Raw genomic sequence first — 24337 nt, 5'->3', positions numbered from 1 at the left:
CTAAATTTAGTGATAATAAGGCTATATAAAGGCTTTTTTGATTAAGAATTTATGCGTTTAAAATGAAAAAAATTTTGTGACATTTTTGGGTTATTTTATCAACTACTATGCCATTTTGATGAACAAAAACTTAAAATTTTAAAATTTATATAGATAAATATAAAAATTTTCACACATTTATAAAAAATTTACACATTATTAACCCCTAAACTTAGGCTTTTCTTAAGGGTATTGTACCAAAGTACAATATAACTAAATTTTTTTCTTGGCTAAAATCTTGATATAGGTCAATAAAATCCAAAGGGAGGCACTAAGATGCAAAAGTTAGGCGTTATCAAAAATATCCTAGGCGGTGAAATCGTAGCTGTTGATAAAAGCGGCAACGAAAGAGTCTTGAAGGTGGGCGATAGCATTTTTGAAGGCGAAACGATAAAGGCTAATGGCTCTGCAAAAGCAGTGATCGCAGCAAACGACGGCAAAGAGGTCAGCTTGCAAAACGGCGAAAGTCTGAGCCTAGATAAAGAGGCAAATGCACTTAGTGACAACCCAGAGATAGCCTCTATCCAAAAAGCCTTGCTAAACGGTGCAAACATCACAGACCTTGAAGAGACTGCAGCTGGTGGCAACCAAGGCGGTGGCAATGCTACTGGAGATGGCGTGAGTTTAGGCGCTGCAAGCTTTGCTGAGGGCGGCCACTACTCAAATATCAATGAAAACTATAGAAATTTAACCGACGCAAATAGAGCTTTTCAAACTCCAGAAAACTCAATAGGCGGCTATAACGATGCAGGCACAGATGCGGATACGACAACTCCTATCTCACCAGCTACGCCTGTCACACCAAGCACTCCAGTAACGCCATCAACTCCAAGTACTCCAAGCACTCCTGGCGTAACTGTAACTCCAGGCACCCCTTCACCTGCTAATCCTCCAGTCATCACGCCTCGTCCTGGCGCAGTAGAGATCACTACTAGCATCGATCCTGCTGCTAGCGAGGCAAGAGAGAGTGGCGCAGGGGCAAACGGTGAGGGCGGACACTATCTTGTTTATAAACTAGGTCTATCAGGCACTCCAGTAAGCCCAAGTGGCGAGACAACAGACCTTGCTCTAAATTTCATAGGCGGCACTAGAGGAGAGGATTATTCAAACGTGGTTGAGTACTCAACTGACAATGGAGCGACATTTCAGCCACTATCAGGCTACACGATAACTGGCGTAAATATAGAAGATATCTCAAAAGTGCAAGTAAGGATAAAGGTGCTTGACGATAACGGCCAAGACACCACAAAAGGTCCTTTGCATCACAACCAAAACGAGGGTGAGAACACTGGCCCTCAAGGCATGACTATCGACAACGTACAAAAAACTGATATGGTTGATAATTTTGCTGTATTTAAAGAGGGTGTGAAACTAAGTGTCACACCAAACAGTAGCTACCTGCTACCAACAACTAATGCAAATATGGCTGAAGGCAAGATTATAGATAATGACGACAACATCGAGCTAAATAAAGACATCAAAGGCAATATCGCAAACTATACAAATTTAAACACAAATGATGGTGATGATACAGTTAGCATAAAAGCAAATTTAGAGAATTTACACTTAAATACTGGCTCTGGTAACGACGTGGTAAATTTTGATAAAGAGGTTACGATTAGCGGCACTAAAAATAGCCCTAGCGTAGGTGGTGTTCTTGGACATTATAATAGTACTACTATAAATCTTGGTAGAGGCGATGATGTAGTAAATATCAATGCTGATCTTAGTATATTTAAGGCTGAGATCAAACTTGGCGCGTATACTCATAGCTCAAGCAATAGCGCTCACGACGAAGCAGGAAATAACACTTTAAATATCAATGCAAATATCCTTGGCAAAGAAACATTTAAAGTTATAGACCCTAATATCCATAATAGCTGGTACAATGATAACCGCATCCACACAGGTGACGGCGATGATGTGGTAAACGTAAAAGATGGTGTGAGAATAGAAAAAGTAAATATCCAGATGGATACTGGTAGTAATACTTTTAAAGCAAACAATATAACCATGACAGATGTGTGGGTAGATACTAGCGACAGATACTCTGAGGCAAGAGATGTAAATACTATGGAGATATCAAACTCTACGCTAACAAATGTAAATTTAAATAGAGAGTCACAAGATGCAGTGCTGGGATATCAAAGTCTAAAACTAGATAATAACAAAGGCGAGAGCGTTACAGCTTATGCAAAAGACCTACTTGAAGTAAAAGGCAATAATGATGGCAATAGTCACTATGAAACTGGATCATTTAGCTCAGCTCACGTTATAGCAGATGGTATAAGTATAGGTCAAGCAGGCTTTAGCAATAAAACAGGTGTTGATTTTACAGCTGATATATCAAATTTAACAGCTAAAACTCGTGTGTGGGTAGGTAGCTATGGCGAAAGTAATGATACGATAAATTTTAAAGGTAACAACATCTTAAATAACCTTGACGATTCAAGTAGTGCTGATATAGATACAAGAGGTGGCAACGATACTATAAATTTTGAAGGCAAAAACGTAGCTGGTGCCATCAATATAAATACTGACGCTGGCAATGACACCATAAATATCGGTGGCGAAACTAAATTTGGTGGAACACATGAAAAATATGTATATAAAAGCGTTCAGTTTTCTAGTATAAGAATGGGCGATGGCGACGATACGATAAATATCGACAAAGGCGCTGAGCTAAAAAGCACTACCATAAGCATGGGCGATGGCGATGACGTTGTAAATTTAAATGGTAGTTTAAAACATGCTGGTGGTACATACTGGGATGGCTCAAGTACTATTGATCTTGGTAGTGGCAACGATATCATACATATCGGCAAGGACGCAGAGATAAATGCAGACGGCATGACTAGTGCTGGTGGTAGTTATAAAAAAGAGCATGGCGGCATAGTTATCCAAGGTGGAGTAGGCACTGATACACTAGATATTGCTGGAAATATCGACTTTAGCAAGGTAGCTGGCTTTGAAAAACTTACTCTTGGCGGCAGTGAAAACAACGTAACACTAAATTTAACTATAAATGACGTGCTAAATATCACAAATGGCAACGGCACTAACCGCACTCTTAGGATAGATGGCGAAAATGGTGATCAAGTAGATATGTCAGCCTTTAGCAAAGGTGGGGTAAATTCTGAGGGATACAGAGAATTCTCAGCAACGTCTAATGGCGCGACATTTACCATCGAGATAAAAGACGAAATAGTCTTACACTCTTAAATTTCATGCCCTAGTCTCCTAAACTAGGGCAAATTCTTATAAAATTTCAAATTTTAGTACCATAGTACAATTTACAAAGCTCTTTCAAGATATTAAAATACGTTCAAAATTTTTAAATAAGGAAGTAAAATGGCAACAAGGATAGGCGTTATAAAAAGCATCTCACAAGGATCAAGCGTAATCGCAACTGCAAAGGATGGCACACAAAGAGTGTTAAAAGTAGGCGATGAAATTTTTCTTGGTGAGACTATACAGACAACTGATTTTGACTCAAAAGTAGTCATAACTGCAAACGATGGCAAAGACATTGCGATCATCGGAAAAGATACCCTAAATTTAGACAAGAGCGTAGCTCACAACGATAGCTTTGGCGACGATAGCGTAGCTGATGTAAGCGCTATACAAAAAGCACTTCTTGATGGTGCAAACATCACTGATCTTGAAGAGACTGCAGCTGGTGGTAACCAAGGTGGCAACGCTGGCGGAGACGGCGTAAGCTTAGGCGCAGCTAGCTTTGAAGAGGGTGGTCACTACTCAAACATTACTGATGATTATAGAAATTTACCTGATTCAAACAGAGTCTTTCAAACTCCAGAAAACTCAATCGGTGGCTACAATGATGGCAATGACGCAGGCAACGCAACTCCTGTTGCGCCAGTCATACCTCCAATCAGCGTTGATATCAAAACTTTAACTGATGATTTTGGCACTATAACTGGGGATTATAACTTAGATGCGCCAAGCGTACCTCGCACAAATGACGCTACTCCAACTATAAGCGGCACAGTTGAGCCTACTGCTGTAAGAGCGGTTGTTAGCGTGCTTGACAAAGACGGACACGAAGTCTTTACAAAAACTCTAAATCCAAGCGACTATGCTGATGGTAAATTTAAATTTACAACTGATGAGTTAAGCGTAAATGGTAGCCATGATGGCGACTATGAAGTAAAAGTAGTAGCTACTGGAAGAGACGGCAGTACTGCAACCGATACTGGTAATTTCGTGCTTGATACAGTTGCAAAAATAACTATAAACGTTGAAACAGAGATGAGCCTTGTTAAAGAGTCTGAGATGAGTAGCGGACTAAAAGGAAATTTCTGGTTTAACCATATCTATGAAGAAGGCGTAAGAGGTACTGAGCTAAGACCTTATGCCTTTAATAATACAACATACGCTCATAACGGCATGAAGCAAAATGATTTTGTCGAATACTATACAAACAATACCAAGCCTTGGGCAAGTTTTAAAGCAAAAGAGCTAAATTTCCAACAAGGTAAAGGTGGCGATAGAGATAATGTTGATAGCGATGCTGGAACAGTATCAGGACTTGACGGTGCTCACAATATGGTCGGTAAGGTCGATCTTGATGGCAATGTAGTAACTCCAAATAATGAGTGGGTAGCTCCAAATTTCAAAGCGCTTGAGTACTTCATCGACAACGCAAAAGGTAGCGATATTCATATCGTAAGAGATGCTCCTAATGGCAAAAACACAACAGCTGGTGCGATGATAAATTTAAAAGGCACTATGTATCTTGAGCCGGGCGATTATAAATTTGACGCAAAAGGTACTGATGATAGCGTAAGATTTAAGGTTGATGGCGTTACTATGGTTGATTATGACACTATCCACTCGGGAAATAGAGCCACAGTTACAACTTTACACGTTGATAAAGCAGGTTACTATGACTTTGATATGAGCTATGCAAACTATATCTTTTGGGGTAAGCTAAAACTAACAGTTTCAAAAGATGGCGGACCTGAGAGCATACTTGGCTCAGAGGCAAGTGGCATAAAACTAAATTCAACCGACTTTGACAGCTATGTAGATACAGTAACAAGAAATGTCTATAAAGTCACTCAAAAGATCACAGGAACTGTGGATAATGTAGAAGATGGACAGATCGTAACTGTGACATCAAGCACAGGCGAGAGCCATACAGCTAAAGTGGTAGATGGCAAATATGAAGTTGAGTTTAAAACAAGCGATCCAAAAGCGACATACACAGCTAAGGTTAGCGACCTTGTAGGTAACGAGGCGCAGGCATCATCAACTAAGCTAAATGTCGCTAATACAGACCTAATAGACGCGATAGATAATGACGCAAGCGTTGTAAGCGCAAATACAAATACAGGTATAAATGACGCAACTAAATATTATAAATTTACAACTGATGATATCGCTCAAACTGATAAATTTTCATCTAATGCGCCACTACCAGTACTAAGCGATAAGACTCCGACATTTACGGGCAGCATAGATAGCAGCGCAACTAAAGCTATCATCACTGTTCTTGATAAAAATGGACATGAAGTCTTTACAAAAGAGCTTAGCCAAAGCGAATTTGCAAATGGTAAATTTGAAGTCACATCTGATAACTTAGAGGATGGCAACTATAACATCAAAGCAACTGCTGTCTTTTCAAATGGCGACAAGAGCACAATAGTTAGCGAATTTGTAGTTGATAAAACACCAGTTACTATAGAAAACATCAAGATCATCGAAAATGATGGCGAGGGACTACATCATACGCTTAAATTTAACCTCAAAAACTATGAGGATGGCGATAAGATCGAGAGTATAAAAATCGTAACTGCTGACGGAACTACTAACGTAATCTCTGTTGGCACTACTAAGCCAACTAATGGTGTGCTAAGCTTTGAGTACGATCATAAGATAAAACTAGGCGATAAGATAGAAGTTGAGATGACTGATAAAGCTGGTACAAAATATACTCATGTAAATGAAATTTTAGTTCCAACTATGACGCAGTTTGAAAACGGCAATGACACAACTACAAATGCAAATAACCGCTCAGCTGAGAAGTTGTGGGGTACTATGGAGATGAGCGAAGATGGTTTTAGAGCTGATGGCTCAAGGATCGTTTCAAATGACGCTGTGCCATACCTAAGAGCTGTGATCCCAGAAGATGCAACAGCTGGCAATGCTAGCAATAATCAAACTGTAAGTGAGTTTTTAAATAGTGGTAGAGGCATATCATGGGGCACTGGCGATGTTAGATTTGTAGCAACCAACATCGATACAGGTGTTTCAAAAGATCTATTATCTCAAGCGATAGAAAAACCAATAGGCAATGTAACGCCTGATCACTACAACAGACTTACAGGCTATAACAACAGACTTGATGCCGCTGGCAAGATGGCTGATGGTGTTTATAAAATTTCTATCGATGGTAAATATCAAGGTGGAGATGAGCTACTTTACAACTCTATCAGATTTACGATCGATGCAACAGCTGCAACGATAAAAGACTCAAATTTAAGCTACGATGCAGCTACAAATAAAACCACATGGAGTGGAAATTTAAGTGAAAATGGAGTTGGTGCAAGCTATACATTAAAACAACACTTTGAAGAGGCGGTAAAAGGCATAGCTCTAAAAGATAGCATCACTTTAAGAGATGCAAATGGACACATCATAGCTGCAAATTCTGTAACGCTTGATGATAATGGAAATTTCGAAGCGGTATTTAACGGCGAAGTAAAAGCAAGCGATGTCTATCTACAAATTTCTGATATCGCTAAAAATACAACAGTAGATGCAGAAAATAACAACAATAATAATGTCATCACAACAAGTGAAGGCAACGACATTATCAATGTTGGAGATGGAAACAACGTGATCAATGCAGGACGCGGTGAAAATGAAATTCGCACAGGCAATGGCAACAACGTAATCATCACTGGCGATAACAACGACGTCATAACCACAGGAAGTGGCAACGACTACATCGACGCTGGCAGAAGCGGCTATACTGGCATGAACAAAGGCGATCTAGTAAATGCTGGCGCTGGTGATGATAAGGTTGTATTTACCTTTGATAATCCAAGAGCAGCTCTATCTCAAAGCCTAGATGGCGGTACTGGCACAGATACGCTTATCATGCGTCCAGTGGCAAAGGATGGCACTATCGACTTTGATAAGATAGACAACAAAGGCTTGAATAACGCGATCAAGAGTTTTGAAGAGATCCAACTTGGCATGGATGAGCATGGCAATGACAATCAAGCTGTTAAGCTACTAAATTTAAAAGCGGATAATGTATTTAGCATCACTGATGATGTAAATACTATCTTAAAAATAAGTGGCGATAACAAAGATAGCGTTTCATTAAAAGGATTTACTGAGGCTACAAATCAAAGTGGTGTCGAATCTGGATATACAAGATACGAGGGTGAAACAAGCACAGCAAAAACTATCTATATAGACATCGATAACGACATAAACAAACAACTTGTATAAAATTTGGGCTTTTTAGCCCAAATTTCTTTTTTTTAAATTTCTATTTTACTCCCAAAAAACGCCTCTAAAACCATCTTTGTACCAAAGTACAATATACAAATTTAATAAAAAACACTAGAATAAATCAAAAATAAAAGTAAGGAATAAAGATGGCAGCTGTAGCCGGCAAGGTAAAAAGCGTCACATCTGATGTTATAGCGATAGATAAAAACGACCGTGTAAGAGTTCTAAACGTAGATGATGAGGTTTATATAGGAGAGAGTATAAAGGGTGAGAGCCAAAGTGCTAGCGTGACTATCACTGCAGTGGATGGTAGCGATATATCACTAAATGGATATGACACGATATGGCTTGATAGTAGCGTGGTAAGTGCTGATACAAGCGCCGAAAATAGCATCGATACTGATGCACTTTTTAGAGCGCTTCTTGGAGAAAACTACGCTGAGATACTTGATCAGATGAATGAAAAAGTAGAAGATATGTTTGCAAAAGCGCAGCCAAATGAGGCTGAAAATAGCTCAAATAGCCTTGAGAGCAGTGAAAATTTAGCGCACAAACATAGCGCAAATGATGAGATTTTATCTGACTCAAACGAGCTAAAAGTAGATAACTCTTATGAGCATGCAAATTTTGACGCAACTACGATATATATCGAGATCGATAACGATCTAAACAAACTTTCATAAATTTGAGCCTCTTGGCTCAAATCATTTTAAAAAACTCAAATTTAACTAACATCTCTTATAATAAGCCAAAATTTACAAAAGGAAAACGATGAAGAAAATTTTAATCATCGCAGGCTCTTGCAATAGTGGCACAGCAGGGCTTCAGGCTGATATAAAGACATGCGCTAAGCTAAATTGTTACAGCGCAACGGCGGTCACTTCGCTAGTTGCTGAGACCACAGATGCGATAAAAAGCGTAGTTTGTTTAGAGTCTAGCTTTGTTAAAGATGAACTTAGCACGCTTGCGGAGGAATTTAGCTTTGATGCCATAAAGATCGGCATGCTATTTAGCGAGGAGATAATGGACGTGGTGCATGAGTTTTTACTCACTCAAAAGTGCAAGATCGTGCTTGATCCAGTCTGCGTCTCAAAGAGCGGCCACAAGCTCATAAAAGATAGCGCAGTAGAGAAGCTAAAAGAGCTAATGAAGCTTGCCACCGTCGCCACGCCAAATTTAGATGAGGCAAACGTCCTTTTTGGAGGGAATTTTAAAGATCTGCCTTGCGATATCATCGTGAAAAAACATGTAAGTGAGGATAGCAGCATAGATACGCTTTATAGAAAAGATGGCTCACTGCAAAATTTCAAAACCCCGCTTGCTAGCCCGCTTGTGATGAGCGGCACTGGTTGCACTTTCTCAACGGCGCTTGCTTGCTACCTTGCAAAGGGCAAGAGCTTGGAGGAGGCTATAGGGCTTTCAAAAGAGTACATCTGCTCCATTATAAAAGAGAGTATCGACACAAAACTAGGCAAAAACCGCCTACTTTGGCACGGAGCAAAGTAAATTTAAGCCTAAAATTTAGGCTTAAATTTGATAGTTTTGCTTTACGCCTCTAATATCGCGCCGTTGCTTGCGTTTGTGACTAGTTTTTGATACTGCCTTAGCCAGCGAGAGGTTAGCGCCTTATCAACTGGCTTAAATTCTGCTCTTCTCTTTGCGATCTCGGCTTCGCTTAGGCGAACGTTTATCTCGTATTTATCGACGTCTATATCGATGATGTCGCCATCTCGTAGCAGGCCTATCATGCCGCCTTCAGCCGCTTCTGGGCTTACGTGGCCGATGCTTAGACCTCTTGTCGCCCCACTAAAGCGACCATCTGTGATGAGCGCTACGTCTGCGCCAAGTCCTCGTCCCATGATGAGCGAAGTAGGGCTTAGCATCTCTTGCATGCCTGGTCCCCCGCGTGGGCCTTCGTAGCGGATGACAACGACGTCGCCTTTATCTACTTTGCCACTTGAGATGCCGGCAATAGCTTCATCTTGTGAGTTAAAGCAGACTGCCTTTCCGCTAAATTTACGCTCGCCAACGATGCCAGCTGTCTTGATGACACAGCCTTGCTCAGCTAAATTTCCAAACAAAATGGCAAGTCCGCCGACCTGAGAATAGGCATTTTCCACCTTGTGGATGACGCTTTCATCTTTTATGTCGCTGGCACGTACGCGCTCGCCCAAAGTTTCGCCGCTAACTGTTAGGTTGTCCAAATTTAGCATGCCGTGGTCTCTGCGTGAAATTTCTTTTATCACCGCATTCATACCGCCAGCTCTGCCGACATCCTCCATATGCACGTTTGGCAAGCTTGGGCTGATCTTAGCGATGTGAGCGATGTTTTGGCTGATCTTATTTAGCTCTTTTATGTCTAAAATTACGCCAGCTTCTCTTGAGATAGCTAGCATGTGAAGGACGGTGTTGCTGCTGCCACCCATCGCCATATCAACGACAAGTGCGTTGCGGATCGCCTTTTCGTTTAGTATGTTTCTTATCTTAAATTTCTCATCAAGGGCGATCTGGCAGATCCTGCGAGCAGCCTGCCTGATGAGCTCCTCACGCTCTGGAGTAAGTGCCAAGATAGTGCCGTTGCCAGGAAGCGCTATACCCATCGCTTCGCAAAGTGTGTTCATAGAATTTGCCGTAAACATACCGCTACAGCTGCCTCCACTTGGACATGCGTTGCACTCGATATCTCTTAGCTCGGCCTCGTCTATCTCTTTGGTCTCAAATTTACCAACCGCCTCAAACGCAGTCGCAAGATCGATCGGCCTGCCATCTTTTGTGTGGCCTTTTCTCATAGGGCCGCCGCTTACAAAAATGGTTGGGACATTGACCCTTAAAGCACCCATAACCATGCCAGGGACGATCTTGTCGCAGTTTGGCATACAAACAAGCGCGTCAAGCGCGTGAGCGTTCATCACTGTCTCGATCGAATTTGCGATGATCTCGCGGCTAGGCAAGCTATATAGCATGCCCCCATGCCCCATCGCGATGCCGTCATCCACGCCGATGCAGTTAAACTCAAACGGCACACAGCCATTTTTGCGAATTTCATCTTTTAAAATTTGTGCGTATTTGTTTAAGAAAAAGTGCCCAGGTATGATCTCTATAAAGCTGTTTGCAACGCCGATAAATGGCTTAGCAAAGTCCTCGTCTTTTAGCCCAGTCGCACGTAAAAGTGAGCGGTGCGGGGCTCTTGTGTAGCCTTTTTTGATTATATCGCTTCTCAAATTTGATCCTTTTTTAAAATTTGAGAGGATTTTATCACATCTAAAGTATCAAAAATTTTAAAGCTTGGCCGCGCATGGCAGCCAAGTAAATTTTAATATTCATCAAAGAATTTTTGAATTTCTTTGGTGTCGCTCGTCTTTGTGAGGGCTAGCATGAGTAAAATTCTAGCCTTTTGCGGGTTTAGATCGCTTGCGGTGATGAAATTTCCATTATCATCCATCTTTTTGTTGCTATCTACGTAGCCACTGCCAACGATCGCGCTTCTTACTATCTTTATGCCTTTAGCGTTTGCCTCTTGAAGCACGGTAAATACGTTGTTGTGGATGCTGCCGTTACCTGTGCCTGCGTGGATGATGCCCTTTGAGCCGACATCTATCAGGTGTTTTGCGATATCGCCGTAGTCATTTGCATGTGAGTAGATGATATCGACCCTTGGTAAGGCCTCTAGCTTGCTTACGTCAAAGACGCTGTTTGCGGTGTGTTTTTTGAGGCTTTTTGTGCTGTAAACGACCTTGCCATAATAGACCCTGCCGATGGCGCCAGTGTTTCTTGACTTAAATGTATCGACTGATGAGGTGTTTGTTTTTGTAACCTCTCTAGCAGCGTTGATCTCGTCATTTAGCACGACCAAAACGCCATTGCCAATGCTTTCTTTGCTAGCTGCTACGCTTACTGCGTTATATAAATTTAGCGGACCATCAGCGCTCATAGATGTGGCACTTCTCATAGCACCTACTAAAACGACAGGCTTATCTGACTTGACGACCAAATTTAAGAAGTAAGCAGTCTCTTCGAGGGTGTCGGTGCCGTGAGTTATGACGATACCATCCACGTCCTTGCTGGCAAGTAGCTCATTTACGCGTTTTGCAAGCTTTAGCCAAATTTCATCAGTCATGTTGTTTGAGCTGATGTTTGCGACTTGCTCGCCTTTTACATTTGCTAAATTTGCTATCTCAGGCACGGCTTTGATGAGGATATCGACGCCAAGCTGAGCCGCGTCGTACTGGGCATTTGTCGCGCCACTAGCACTTCCTGCGATCGTACCGCCTGTGGCTAAGATGACGACGTTTGGCTTTGCATAGAGCGAAGCAACTAGAATGCAGATCAATAAAACTAGCTTTTTCATAGCTATCCTCCTAGTAAGAATTTTACGCATTTTTAAATTTTCGTAATACCAAACCAAGCAAATAGACAAAAATAAAGTAGCTCAAATAAATTTTTAAAATATTTTTATAAATTTAAAAAATATTATTTTCGCTCATTTTATCACAAAAATCACACGTTAAATTTAAATCGCTCTTAAAAGATAAGACAGATAAAATGAAATTTGCCTTATTTTAATCAAAATGATGTATAAATTGATAACGTAAAATTGTCATACATGTGTCACAAATGCCGAATTTAAGGGCTTTATTGTACCTGGGTACAATATACATGAATTATAAAATTCATTAAAATGCGAGAAAAAATTTAACAAGGATGAACATGGCAGCAAAACTAGGAAGTATAAAATCAATTTCAGGTCAAACTGAAGTGATCGCAGTCGATAAAAGTGGAAATGAGAGAATTTTAAAAGTTGGCGATAGCTTGTACGAGGGCGAGAGCATAAAGACAACTTCAGCTGATGCGAAGGTAGTCATCGTTGCAAATGACGGCAAGGAAGTCTCTATAGTAGGCGAAGATACTATCTCACTTGATCCAAAAGAGGTAGCAAACGCACAAAGTGCTAACCCAGAGGTCGCAGCACTTCAAAATGCTCTTTTAAATGGTGCAAACATCACAGATCTTGAAGAGACTGCAGCTGGTGGTAACGCAGCAGCTGGTGGTGCTGGCGGAGATGGCGTAAGTCTAGGTGCTGCTAGCTTTGCTGAGGGTGGCCACTACGCAAATATCAATGAAAATTTTAGAAATTTAACTGATGCAAATAGAGCTTTTGACTCTTTTAATAGCCCAATCGGCGGCTATGCTGATAATAACGACAATGGCACGAGCGATAATGTTGCACCGCAAAACCCAGCAAATCCAATAACCCCAATAACCCCAATAACCCCAATAACCCCAACAAACCCAGCAGTCCCTGTAACACCGGTCACTCCAGTTGCTCCAGCAACGCCTGTAAGCCCAGTTACTCCAGCAACGCCTGCAACCCCTGTTGCGCTAAGCGTATCGCTTGATGGTAGCGGCGAGGCAAGAGAGGCAACTCCAAACGAGTATCTAGTCTATAACCTAGGCCTATCAGCTGCTACAAGCTCAACTACACCTACTGATCTAACACTAAATTTAAGCGGTGCAAGTGCAGGCAGAGACTACTCAAACGCTATGGAGTACTCACTTGATGGCGGACATAGTTGGACAGCGATACAAAATGGTGGCACGATAAGCGGCGTCGCACCAAGCGATATCGCAAATGTAAAGGTTAGAGTGCAGGTTATCGACGACTACGGTCAAACAACAGGTAATCAAAACGAGGGCACAAGTAGCGAAGATCTAGGCGCAAATATCGCTCCTGGTATAAAAGACTACGGTGTTTATAAAGAGGGCGTAACTCTTAGCGTGACTACAAATAACGCAGTTATCACATCTGGCATGGCTGAGGGCAAGATCATCGATAATGATGACAATATAAATATCACAGAAAATATAGATGCATCTACAGAGGGCTTAAACCCTGCTCTTGTAAATTCTGACCCAGATAATGGCAACACTATGAAAACTATCATCGATACAAAAGATGGTGATGATACGATAACTATAAAAGAGGAAGTCTATTTTTCAAGTGGGTTATATGATCTAAAAGAAAATGCCAATGATGTTATAAAAATGGGTGATGGCGACGATGTGTTTAATACAGGAAAAGATGCTGTTGTAGAAAATACTAGGATAGATCTTGGAAACGCTGGCGGAGAGAAAAATCAAGATACACTCAATATAAATGGAACTGTTATAACAGATACAAGATTTACAAGCCATGATGGCAATGATGTATTTACTATAAAAGATGATTCTGGTCCAAGCCTTGGTAGTACTATTTTAGACAATGTCTTGTTTAAAACAGGAAGTGGCAACGACACTGTAAATATCGAAAAAAGCGATAATCATCAGCTTATAAAAAATACCAAAATAGACACCGGTGCTAATAACGACACCGTAAATATTAAAAGCGATATGTATGCTTACGTTACTAATAACGGAACAACTGATGAGACTGAGTATGCAGGAAGCAGAACTGATAGCTTTATAAAAACAGGCGAGGGCGACGACACTATAAATGTTACTGATGCAAGTATCAGGAGAGTTGATATCGATACAGGCGACTCAGACACAGGCGATATGCTAAATTTCATCAGTGCAGGCATATATAACTCTGAAATAAAAAGTGGTAATGGCAACGATAAGATCGTACTTCAAGATGCCAAAGCAGATGTCATGGATATCTACACAGGCGAGGGCAATGATAGCCTAACTATCAAAGGTGGCACCAAAATAACAAATAATAGTGCCGAACATAATAACCCTATAAGCTCACCAGCTCACGTGGCAAATCCAGGAGCTAACCAAGCTGGAATTCACTCAAACTACATAGAGATGGGCAAAGGTAGAGATACATTAACTATCGAAAGAGGCGCTGAAATTTCAAATACTAAGATAAACACTAGCTCAGCTGATGCTGGAATAAGTGACGATAGAGATTTTGTAGATGTTACTGGCGCTAAATTTAACAACGCTGCCATTGAGACTGGATATGGCGATGATGAGATAAATTTAAAAGATGTCACCATGATCTCAAACGATGGATATAGCACATATATTGGCGCAGGCGGTGGAAAGGACACCATTAATATCTATGGAAATAGTTCATTTGACAAGGCTATCATTTACACAAACGGCGGAAATGACGATGTAAATGTCAATGGTGACGTCTCTATGGTGGATTCAAACATCATGCTTGAAAATGGCAATGTAACACTAAATGTTGCAAAGGCTACTGGTCTAGTTGATACAAATATAGAGGGTGCAGGCGTTGGAAATGCTGGCGTAAAAACCGTAACTATCGATAACGCCGAGCTTAGAAGAGTTACTATAAATACCGCAGATGACGGCGATAGGGTGACTATCGGAGCTGGCACTCATGACAACACCGATGTTAAGATCTTCACTCAAGGCGGAGACGATACGATAAATATAAATTCCGATCTAACTGGTACATCAAATGTAAATTTAAGTCCAGCTGCAGGCGAAGCTGCACATGACCACGATGCATCAAACATCAACTCAGGCAAAGGCAATGACACTATCAATATAGCTGATAACGTGACACTAACCAACACCTACCTTTCAGGTGGCGACGGCAATGACTTAGTCGATCTTGGCAAGGACGTAAGCCTAAATGGCACTGCTATAAATGGAGGCGATGGCATAGATACGCTAAAAGTTCATGACGCATCATTTAATACGACAAATGCTGGCAAGATAAGTGGCTTTGAGGTGCTTGATATGTCAGATATTAATGCTGATGCTAAATTTATATTTCATAATGCCTCAGATATCGCAAATTTCATAAAAAATGTCGGTGGAGAAGGTGCGACATCGCTGATCGTAAAAGGTGTAGAAGGTGTTGGTAAATTTGAAGAAGGCTCATCTGAAATAGCAAGTGCTGGTAAAGAAGATAGCAATGGAAACCACGTATATAGCGTAAATGATGGCGGTCAGACATTTACTCTTACAATAGAAAATGATATCACTATAAATCCTTCAATGTAAAATTTAGACCCATATTTTGGGTCTAAACTCCCCTTGCTTCATTTAATAAAATTTTTTATACAAAAAGCCTAAATTTAGGCATTTCTTTTGATAATCAATATAATTTATATTTCAATGTGATTTAAAAACGCTTATTAAAATCCAAAAGTCAATTTTTTTAAGAAAGGATTAATATGAGCGTAGAAGTAGCCGACAAAGAGGGGTTAAATTTAAGCGGTGGAGTGAGCCAAAATGGTGGGCAAAACGACCCTCAAGTGACTATCGTAGAGGAGATAAAGTCGCTTGAGATACTTGACTCTGATAAGCTTTTTGCTGAGTTATACGGACGAAAGGTGGCAGAGGCGAGACCAAAAGCGCAGGATCAAATTTTAAACATCGCAGATGCAACCACGAGCGCAAACGATGTGCGTTTTGACAATGGCAACGATATAGTCGATATGACAAGATCTATCGTAAATGACGCCAAGATAGACGCAGGAGATGGCGACAATAAGCTAAGAATTCACGATAATATCGAGGTTAGAGGGCTTAGATTTGACGCTGGGGCTGGCAACGACTTGGTAGAGATAAGAAACAATGTCGGCATAAAAGATCATACACTTTTATATACAAATGACGGCGATGATAGCGTAAAAATTTATGGTGCGACGATGGAAAATGCTGTCATTCATACAGGTTTAGATAACGATGTCATTGATATCCAAAGATCTGAGATCAAAAATGGCGCAGACATAAGGCTTGGCGGAGGAAATGACACTATAAACACCGACTGGGTGGGCTTTTTTGGTGATACGAAAATTTCTCTTTCTAGCTTTACTAGTCCAAACGAAGTAGATACGCTAAATATGGACAACACTATCTTTAACGGACACACTACGATCGAAGCGAACGACGGCGAAAAGACCACTATGAATATAAAAGTGTGCGGTGGAGACGGCGAGATAGATATAAAAGGCTCACACGCAAATTTAGACCACACGCCTCTTTTTGATATGAATTTTCTTGGGCCAAAATTTATGGGTGACGTTAAATTTGACGGCAGAAACAACAAGGTCAATATGCATATAGACGACTCAGAATTTCATGGTAAAAATAACGAATTTTACTTCTCAGATAATCAAAACGATACTTTAAATGTGACATCAGCTATCATAAAAAATTCTAAATTTTATCTAGGTGGCGGAGATGATACAGTTAGTTTAACTATGACAAGAACAGATATAGATAATAATACTCAAATATTTGGTGGCAAGGGCTATGATACTCTCGTGCTTGATAATAATATCGACTTCTCAAAGGTCTCTGGTTTTGAAGAATTAAAAGTAACGAGCGGTGCTTATGTGACATTAAATGGCAATGATATGGCTCATTTGAGTGACATTTTAGACAATGGCTCTAATGTAGTTAAATTTAGTGAAGCCCACGGCACTGTAAAACTTAATGGTTTTAGCGAAACTAGCGGAGCAGAAAATGGCTACCACAGATATGAAAGTGCCTATAATACGCACTTAGCAGACGGTAGTGATCGTCAAGGCACAGTCTATATAGATATAAAAGAGGACATTCACGTCGATCTTTAAATTTTAGATCCCTCTTGGGATCTTATTTAAATTTATCAAAAATTTAATTTTTAAAACCCACTGCAACAGCGTAATCTTAAGAATTAACATCATATTTACATTACTTTATATTTAAAAGAAATATTTATAATGTGTCAAATTGATTTTGAAGGAGGCAGCGATGGCTGTTAAAGTAGGTGTTATCAAAAACATTCTTGGCTCCAAGGAAGTAGTAGTTATAGACAAAAATGGCAACGAAAGAGTTGTTGTCGCGGGAGATAGTTTGTACGAGGGCGACGTTGTTAAAGCAAACGGCGCAAAGGTAACTATCGCATCAAACGACGGCAAAGAGTTTGAGCTAAAAGATGGCGAAACTCTAAATTTAAATAACGACCTTAGCTCAGACAAAGAGGTAGCAGCTATACAAAAAGCCCTTTTAAAAGGCGAAAATTTAGCAAATCTCGAAGAGAGTGCCGCTGGAGGCAATAGCGGTGGTAGAGGCGGAGATGGCGTGAGCCTTGGCGAGACAAGGTTTGAACATGGCGGTCATGAAAGCTCTGATGTGTCAGCTAGCTTTAGATCACTTTCAGATACTTTTGGCGCTGTAAAACTAACTAACCAAGAGGTAAAAGGTGGCGGTAGTGATGTTTTTGATGGTTCAGATAGTGATATAAATTCTGCCATTGCACCTGTAGCCCCAGTTGAGCCATCACAACCAGAAAATCCAACTCCAACTCCGCAGCCTAAACCGGTTGAGCCAGTTGAACCAAAACCAGAACCAGAAAATCCAACCCCACAACCAGAACCAACTCCGGAGCCACAGCCTGAGCCTAAACCAGAACCTAAGCCAGAACCTAAACCTGACGAGAGCAAAGATATAGTTAAAAATATCTCGGTTGAAAACAAGACAGAATTTGGCTACGAAAAGAGCTCGGACCCAAGAAGTTCAGATGACAAATCATACCTAGAGTACAACCTAAAAGGCGAAGTAGCGGAGGCTGACGCTGATAAAAAGGTAGATGTGACGCTTAAATTTGGCGGAGAGGCAACTGCTGGCAAAGACTATGAAAATGCAGAGTACTCGCTAGATGGCGGTAAAACTTGGCAAGCGCTTGATAATAGCGGCGTCATAAAAGATGTAAGAGCTGGCGATATAAATAAAGTAAGCGTGCGTGTTGCTGTGGCAAACGATCATGACCAAAATGAAGGCACACTTGATCCATCGGAGAAAATTTTCACAGATGCAGATAAGGGCGTAGAAAATAATGGCTACTTTAAAGAGAGTGTTTCGCTAGAAGTTAGCATAGGTGGCTTAAAAGCATCAAATAGCGAAAAGATCGTAGATAATGATCATGATATCACTGTAAATAACCAGTTTAATAATGATAAATCTTTTGACGTTACATTTAAAGACAATGGCGACAATACACTAAATTTCAAAGATGCGACGATAAACCACAAAGCTGGTGACGTGGCTAGCACTATAGTCTTTGGCGATGGCAGCTATCTTAATGAAGGTAAAGATACCATCAATGCCGATAACTCAAATTTAAACTGGCTAAATATCAACACCCAAGGCGGAGATGACACCATAAATATAAATGGTGGAAGACACGAGAGACTTCACGTCGAAACTGGCGCTGGAGATGATGTCGTAAATTTAAACGGCGGAACTTACATAGGCACCGATCCTTATCAAAGTGGCTTCACGCTTGATAGCGGAAACGATGTATTAAATTTAAATGGCACAAAAGATGATCATGTGAAAATGACAGATATGTACCTAAGAACTGGCTCAGGCGAGAAAGATGAGATAAATATCAAATACGCTGATATCGACTCAACATATAAAAATTCAGCCAACCACATCGAGGCAGAGGCGAAAAACAACACCATAAATGTTGAAAACTCAAATTTAAAAGGTATCAACATAGGTACAGAGACAAACACAGGTACCGACGTAAATAGAAATCCACTAAATTTCGATCTAAATTTAAAATCATCTACCCTAGATGATGTCAATCTCAACACTATCTACAAAACTCACGTAGTAGTTGAAGATACAAAGATAAATGGCAGCTACCCAGAAAATGCCACAAAGTGGAATTTCGCAGATACAGATGATACTTTAGAGCTAAGATCAGGCACATTAAACGATATGACGGTTAATCTTGGCAACGGCGAAGACAAAGTCGTCGTCTCAAAAGCTATGAAGCTTAATGGATACACTACGATAAATGGTGGCACTAGCTACGAGACCGATACACTTGTGATCGATGGTAATGTTGATTTTAATAAATTTAAGAGCTTTGAAGAGCTACAAGTGACTGGCAACGAGAAGGTCAGCCTAAAACTAGAAGATCTATATGATATGCTTGACATTAAAAATAATGATAGCAAACATATCTTGACAGTTACAGAGGCAGCTGGCGGAGTAGAGCTAGCAGGCTTTAAGCTTTCAGAGTTCGGAAGAGGTCTAAAAGATGGCTTTACAAGATATGAGGCCGACTTTGGTTTTCAAGATAACGGCAGATCTTATACGGAGAAAGGCTATATAGATGTAAAAAATGGTATCAATGTCGATCTTGGTGCTAAGCCAGAGCCTACGCCTGTTGAGCCAGTCGAGCCTGTAAATCCAGCTCCAGCCCCACAACCTGAACCAAAACCAGAACCTAAGCCAGAACCAAAACCAGAACCTAAACCTGAGCCAGCTCCGCAACCAGAGCCAACTCCACAGCCGACACCTGAGCCACAGCCTGCGCCTGATCCAGAGCCAGAATATATACATGAATACGACTCAAAATATGTAAAAAACATAGGCATATATGGCAAACAAGGCTTTCAGATCGAAAACCATGAAAGATCGAATATGTGGGAACATAACAATTTAATATTTGAGCTAAGGGGTGAAGTGGCAGAGGCTGATGTGGATCAAAAAATCGATGTAAAGCTTAAATTTAGTGGCAAGGCGACTTACGGCAAAGACTACGATAAAATTCAGTACTCACTCGATAATGAAAACTGGATAGATCTAGATAGTAGTGGCGTCATAAAAGGTCTAAGAGCGGGCGATATCAACAAAGTAGTTGTTCGTGCAAATGTAATAGATGATAAAGAGCTAAATGAAGGCAAGCTTTTATCTGAAGATGAAGATAGTGGAATATTTTATTATCAATGGGATAAAGAAAAGTTATTTAAAGATGCAGATAAGGGCGTTGAAAACAATCACTACTACAGCGAGAGTGTGATCTTAGAATTTAGTATAGATAACGCTAAATATACGTATGAGGGTGGCATCATAGATAATGACCATATAACAACTGTAAATAGCGAATTTCACAACGACAAACGCTTTGATGTAGAGTATCTTCAAAATGGAGATAATGTCTTAAATTTCAACAATGCAACCGTAAGTCATAAAGAAGGAGAAGAACCTAGTAAGATCCATTTTAGTGAAGTATATAGTAACTCTGGAGACACTGAGGTCAATATCAATAGTTCAAATTTAAATTGGCTTGATATTAGAACTAATACTGGAAAAGATAAGATTGATATCAATAACTCAAATTTAAATAATGTCACTATCGACACCCGTAACGGGAATGATACTATAAATATAAATGGTGGAACGCACGAAAAAGTTGAGATCAATGCGGGCTTTGGCAATGATGTCATAAACATAAATGGTGGAGTTTTTAACAAAGAGACCATCTATCTTGGCATTAACAGCGATATCTTAAATATAACAGGTACAAAAGCTGATCATGTAAAAATGACAGATATTGACATAAGCACTAATACTAATAAGCTTAATGGTGCCATACAATTGGTTGGTAATGAATTAATTAAAGGCGATGAAGACGTTATAAATATCAAATACACTGACATTAACTCAACAACATCAGCAGAAAAAAGTGCGATCTATGCAGGATCATCAAAAGGTACTATAAATATAGATAGCTCAAACCTTGATAATGTAGAACTAAATGGAGGCAGTAGAGTCCCTTCATTTGGAGAAACTTATCATACAGATATAAATTTAAAGTCATCTACCCTAAAAGATGTAGATATCATGGCTTATATAAATGAAATGCATGTGGTAGTTGAAGATACTCACGCATCAGCTAGTGGTTTGCCAGCTGAACACCATGCGAACTGGATTTTGAGTGGACATGAAAATGCAAAAGATTATTTGGAGCTAAGATCTGGAAGCTTAACTAATATTAAAATAGATCTATCGGATGGCAGTGATAGTGTCTTTATATCTAAAGATATGAAGCTTGAGGGTGGCACTAGCATTCTTGGTGGATACTCAGACAATAGAAGTCGCTATGATCACGATACGCTTTTGGTTGATGGTCAGATAGACTTTACAAAGGTTAAGAGCTTTGAAGAGTTAAAGGTTACTAGCAATGAAAAGGTCACTCTAAAAGCTCTTGATATAGCTGATATGCTTGATGTCGGACACGAACATAGTAATAATTTGCTTCAAATAACTCAAGCAAGTGGCGGAGTAAAACTTGAAGGCTTTAGTAAATCTGCTGCTAATGTAGTAGAAGGCTTTGAAAGATATGAGGCACATTACGACGCAACTACAGCTTATATCGATGTAAAAGAAAACATCCACGTCGATCTTTAAAATTTAGACCCTTTTTGGGTCTAAATTCTCTCTTAACTAATCTAAATTTTTAACTTTAAATTTAAAAATATTTACAAAGCATTGCTTAATGTAATTTTATTGTCAATTCTTATTTAAAAAAATTTATTATAATCTTGACTCATATCAATACTATTCAAGGAGAATTTATGCAAGAAAATGAGTTTATAACAGAATTTAACGATCCCACGTTATCTGTGATAGCAAGAAACAACAAAGTAAAAGAGGGAGCTAGTGAGCCATACATCATCTATGACATATCAGCTTTAAACGTACCTGCTGATATAACAAGTGGTGATCTTAGCTTTAAACTAAATGCAAAGCATGAGACAAATAACTACGATAAAACTATCGAAATTTCAAGAGACGGCGGTAAAAGCTGGGAGGCTTTAGATGAAAGCAATGTATTAAAAGATGTGAAATTTGATCAAATTTCAACCATAAAGGCTCGTGTTAGAGTGATTAATGATAACGGAGAGCTTGAAAATAATCAAAACGAAGGCGAAATGACACAAAATTTAAGCACTCTTGGAGCTATTAAATTTTATGGCACTTATGAAAACGAACTAAGTTTAGAAGTGAAAGCTGATGGCTTCATAAGCGCTTTGGCTAATGCAAGTGTGGTGGATAATGATCACAATGTATATCTTGACGGCACTATAAGAGAAAAGGGCTATGAGATAAATTTAGACGATGGCGATGATACGCTAACTATCGCAGCAGGGGCTCAAAAGAGCGTGATCGATACTAAGGCTGGCAATGATATGATCGTCTTTGGTGCTGGAGCTTATATGGAGGGTCTTAGAGAAGATGACAAAGAGGCTGTAAATGTAAAAATGGGTGATGGTGACGATACATTTAAGATGAATGTAGGCAGCGCTATTTTTCACGCTGGCGTTGATCTAGGCGATGCAGATGCAAATGGCAAAAACGAAGACAAGCTAGAGCTAAACTCAGTTGTGGGCGTGATAAACTCAAGCTTTACAAGCGGAAGCGGTGATGATAAATTTAACGTGAGCGAGGGAAGCAATATAAATGGCGTGGTTTTTGACACAAAAGGTGGCAACGACACTGTAAATATAACTAGCGGGACAGTTGCAAACGGACTTTTAGTGAAGACAGGCGAGGGCAAGGACTTCGTAAATTTCGAAAACTCTAAATTTCAAAACTCAGCAGTAGAGAGCGGAAGTGGCGATGATGTAGTGCTGATAGATCACTCAAACGTTAGCTCAAATGATAACTCTAGCTCATATATAGCAAGCGGTGATGGCGATGATCTTATCAAAATTTATGGCTCGACTTATATCAAATCAAAAATTTATGCAGGCGAGGGCGACGATAGAGTTTATATCGGTGGTTCAGGTGTAGATGAGGTAAATATAGACCTTGCTAATGGAGCTGATAAAGTAGAGGTGGTGGCAAGTCACTTTGCAAACTCAAAGCTCGATCTTGGCTGGGGCGGTGAGAAAAAAATGAGTGTGGTAGAAAACTCAGATATAAATGGTGTACTAGTAAGGTCAGGCGAAGCAAACGATAGTGTAAGCGTAAAAGACTCAAGCTTGATAAATAGTGCATTTGAGCTAGCTAACGGAGATGACAGGGTAGTTTTAGAAAATGTAAAATACAGCTCAAATGACACCGCTAGCTCATATATAGCAGCAGAAAATGGTAACGATAGCGTCACGATAAGTAATGATAGTATCCTAGAGAGGATAAATTTCTATATGGGCGATGGCAATGATGGTGTAAATTTAAGCAGTAGCCACATTTTAAATTCAAACATCTATCTAGGCAGCGGATATGATACATTTAACGCTACAAACTCAAGCGTAGGCGATACTTTGATAGAGAGTGGAGATGGCTTTACTACCATAGGCTTTAGCGGCTCAAACGTAGAGAACTCAACTATCGTAACTGGCAAAGATGCTGATACTATCGTGCTAGATAGAGGCGAGATAAGTGGTAGCAAAATTTTCACTCAAGATGGCAGTGACGGTGTCGTCGTTGGCTCAAATTTAACTAACAGTGTGATAAATACAGGCAAAGATAGTGATGCGCTAAGCGTGGCTGATGGTGTAAATTTAAAAGATACATACATCTCAACGGGCGATGATAATGATAGTGTAAGTATAGGCAAAGGCGTGATACTAGAAGGCCAGTCACATAAACGGCGGAGACGGCGTGGATAAGCTATTTATCTCTGAGGCTATTGATTTTAGCAAGGTAAGTGGCTTTGAAGTACTTGATCTAACAACCTCTAAATCAGATGGCAACGGCGTGTCACTAAATCATATAAGTCTAGATCTAAATTTAGCCGACGTGCTTCATATCACAGGCAACAACCTCGATACTATTCTTAGGATTAACGGCGATAAAGACGAATTTGGTAAAGGCGATAGCATCACGCTTCATGACTTTACAAAAGGTGAGTCAAACGATGGCTACACTCTTTACACATCAAATCAAAGCACAGTTTCTATCGAGATCAAAGATCAAATCGATACAGTTATAGCTTAAAATATCATTTTATAGATTTTTGGACTTAGTTTTTGCTAAGTCTAAAAATCACTTCAATATCACTCAAAATTTACAAAAAATTTTCTAAATGTAA

At 40.0% G+C, this 24337-nt stretch carries 11 protein-coding genes; 9 read left to right on the top strand and 2 right to left on the bottom strand.

The features are described 5' to 3' along the window. Positions 1–315 precede the first annotated feature (315 nt). The 4 genes from CYP84_RS10630 to CYP84_RS09140 all read left to right on the top strand — a co-directional run bounded on the left by CYP84_RS10630 (position 316) and on the right by CYP84_RS09140 (position 9033). Positions 316–3261 (top strand): retention module-containing protein, encoded by a 2946-nt coding sequence (locus tag CYP84_RS10630; protein WP_141089215.1) that lies wholly within the window; start codon positions 316–318, stop codon positions 3259–3261. Positions 3262–3390: 129 nt separating this feature from the next. Beyond that, entirely contained in the window at positions 3391–7524 is a 4134-nt protein-coding gene (locus CYP84_RS09150) for a hypothetical protein (RefSeq protein WP_103637340.1), read from the top strand. A 149-nt stretch (positions 7525–7673) separates the two neighbouring features. After that, entirely contained in the window at positions 7674–8210 is a 537-nt protein-coding gene (locus CYP84_RS09145) for a hypothetical protein (protein WP_103637339.1), read from the top strand. Positions 8211–8298: 88 nt separating this feature from the next. Then, positions 8299–9033, top strand: a complete 735-nt coding sequence (locus CYP84_RS09140) for a hydroxymethylpyrimidine/phosphomethylpyrimidine kinase (protein WP_103637338.1) — start codon at positions 8299–8301, stop codon at positions 9031–9033. Between the two features lie 41 nt (positions 9034–9074). On the opposite strand, the gene ilvD is transcribed toward CYP84_RS09140, so the two are convergent. Both ilvD and CYP84_RS09130 read right to left on the bottom strand, forming a co-directional pair. Continuing rightward, positions 9075–10748, bottom strand: coding sequence for a dihydroxy-acid dehydratase (gene ilvD / locus CYP84_RS09135; protein WP_103637337.1), 1674 nt, complete (start codon positions 10746–10748; stop codon positions 9075–9077). A gap of 92 nt (positions 10749–10840) precedes the next feature. Beyond that, positions 10841–11875: a type II asparaginase gene (locus CYP84_RS09130; protein WP_021085711.1), complete on the bottom strand. Its 1035-nt coding sequence runs from the start codon at positions 11873–11875 to the stop codon at positions 10841–10843. 359 nt (positions 11876–12234) lie between these two features. Between CYP84_RS09130 and CYP84_RS10625 the strand changes: the two genes are divergently transcribed. The 5 genes from CYP84_RS10625 to CYP84_RS09105 all read left to right on the top strand — a co-directional run bounded on the left by CYP84_RS10625 (position 12235) and on the right by CYP84_RS09105 (position 24243). Next, positions 12235–15510, top strand: coding sequence for a retention module-containing protein (locus tag CYP84_RS10625; RefSeq protein WP_141089214.1), 3276 nt, complete (start codon positions 12235–12237; stop codon positions 15508–15510). Between the two features lie 173 nt (positions 15511–15683). After that, complete coding sequence (locus tag CYP84_RS09120) at positions 15684–17090, top strand: hypothetical protein (RefSeq protein WP_103637336.1); 1407 nt, start codon at positions 15684–15686, stop codon at positions 17088–17090. 160 nt (positions 17091–17250) lie between these two features. After that, a complete protein-coding gene (locus CYP84_RS10840) occupies positions 17251–21708 on the top strand; it encodes a hypothetical protein (protein WP_103637335.1) in 4458 nt (1485 codons plus the stop codon). Between the two features lie 167 nt (positions 21709–21875). Next, a complete protein-coding gene (locus tag CYP84_RS09110) occupies positions 21876–23915 on the top strand; it encodes a hypothetical protein (protein WP_103637334.1) in 2040 nt (679 codons plus the stop codon). After that, positions 23908–24243, top strand: a complete 336-nt coding sequence (locus CYP84_RS09105) for a hypothetical protein (RefSeq protein WP_103637333.1) — start codon at positions 23908–23910, stop codon at positions 24241–24243. Before CYP84_RS09110 ends, CYP84_RS09105 begins: the two co-directional genes overlap by 8 nt. The last annotated feature ends 94 nt before the right edge of the window (positions 24244–24337 follow it).

This window comes from Campylobacter concisus (assembly GCF_002912425.1).
GTDB lineage: Bacteria > Campylobacterota > Campylobacteria > Campylobacterales > Campylobacteraceae > Campylobacter_A > Campylobacter_A concisus_AH.
This window is presented reverse-complemented; position numbering and strand designations above follow the sequence as displayed.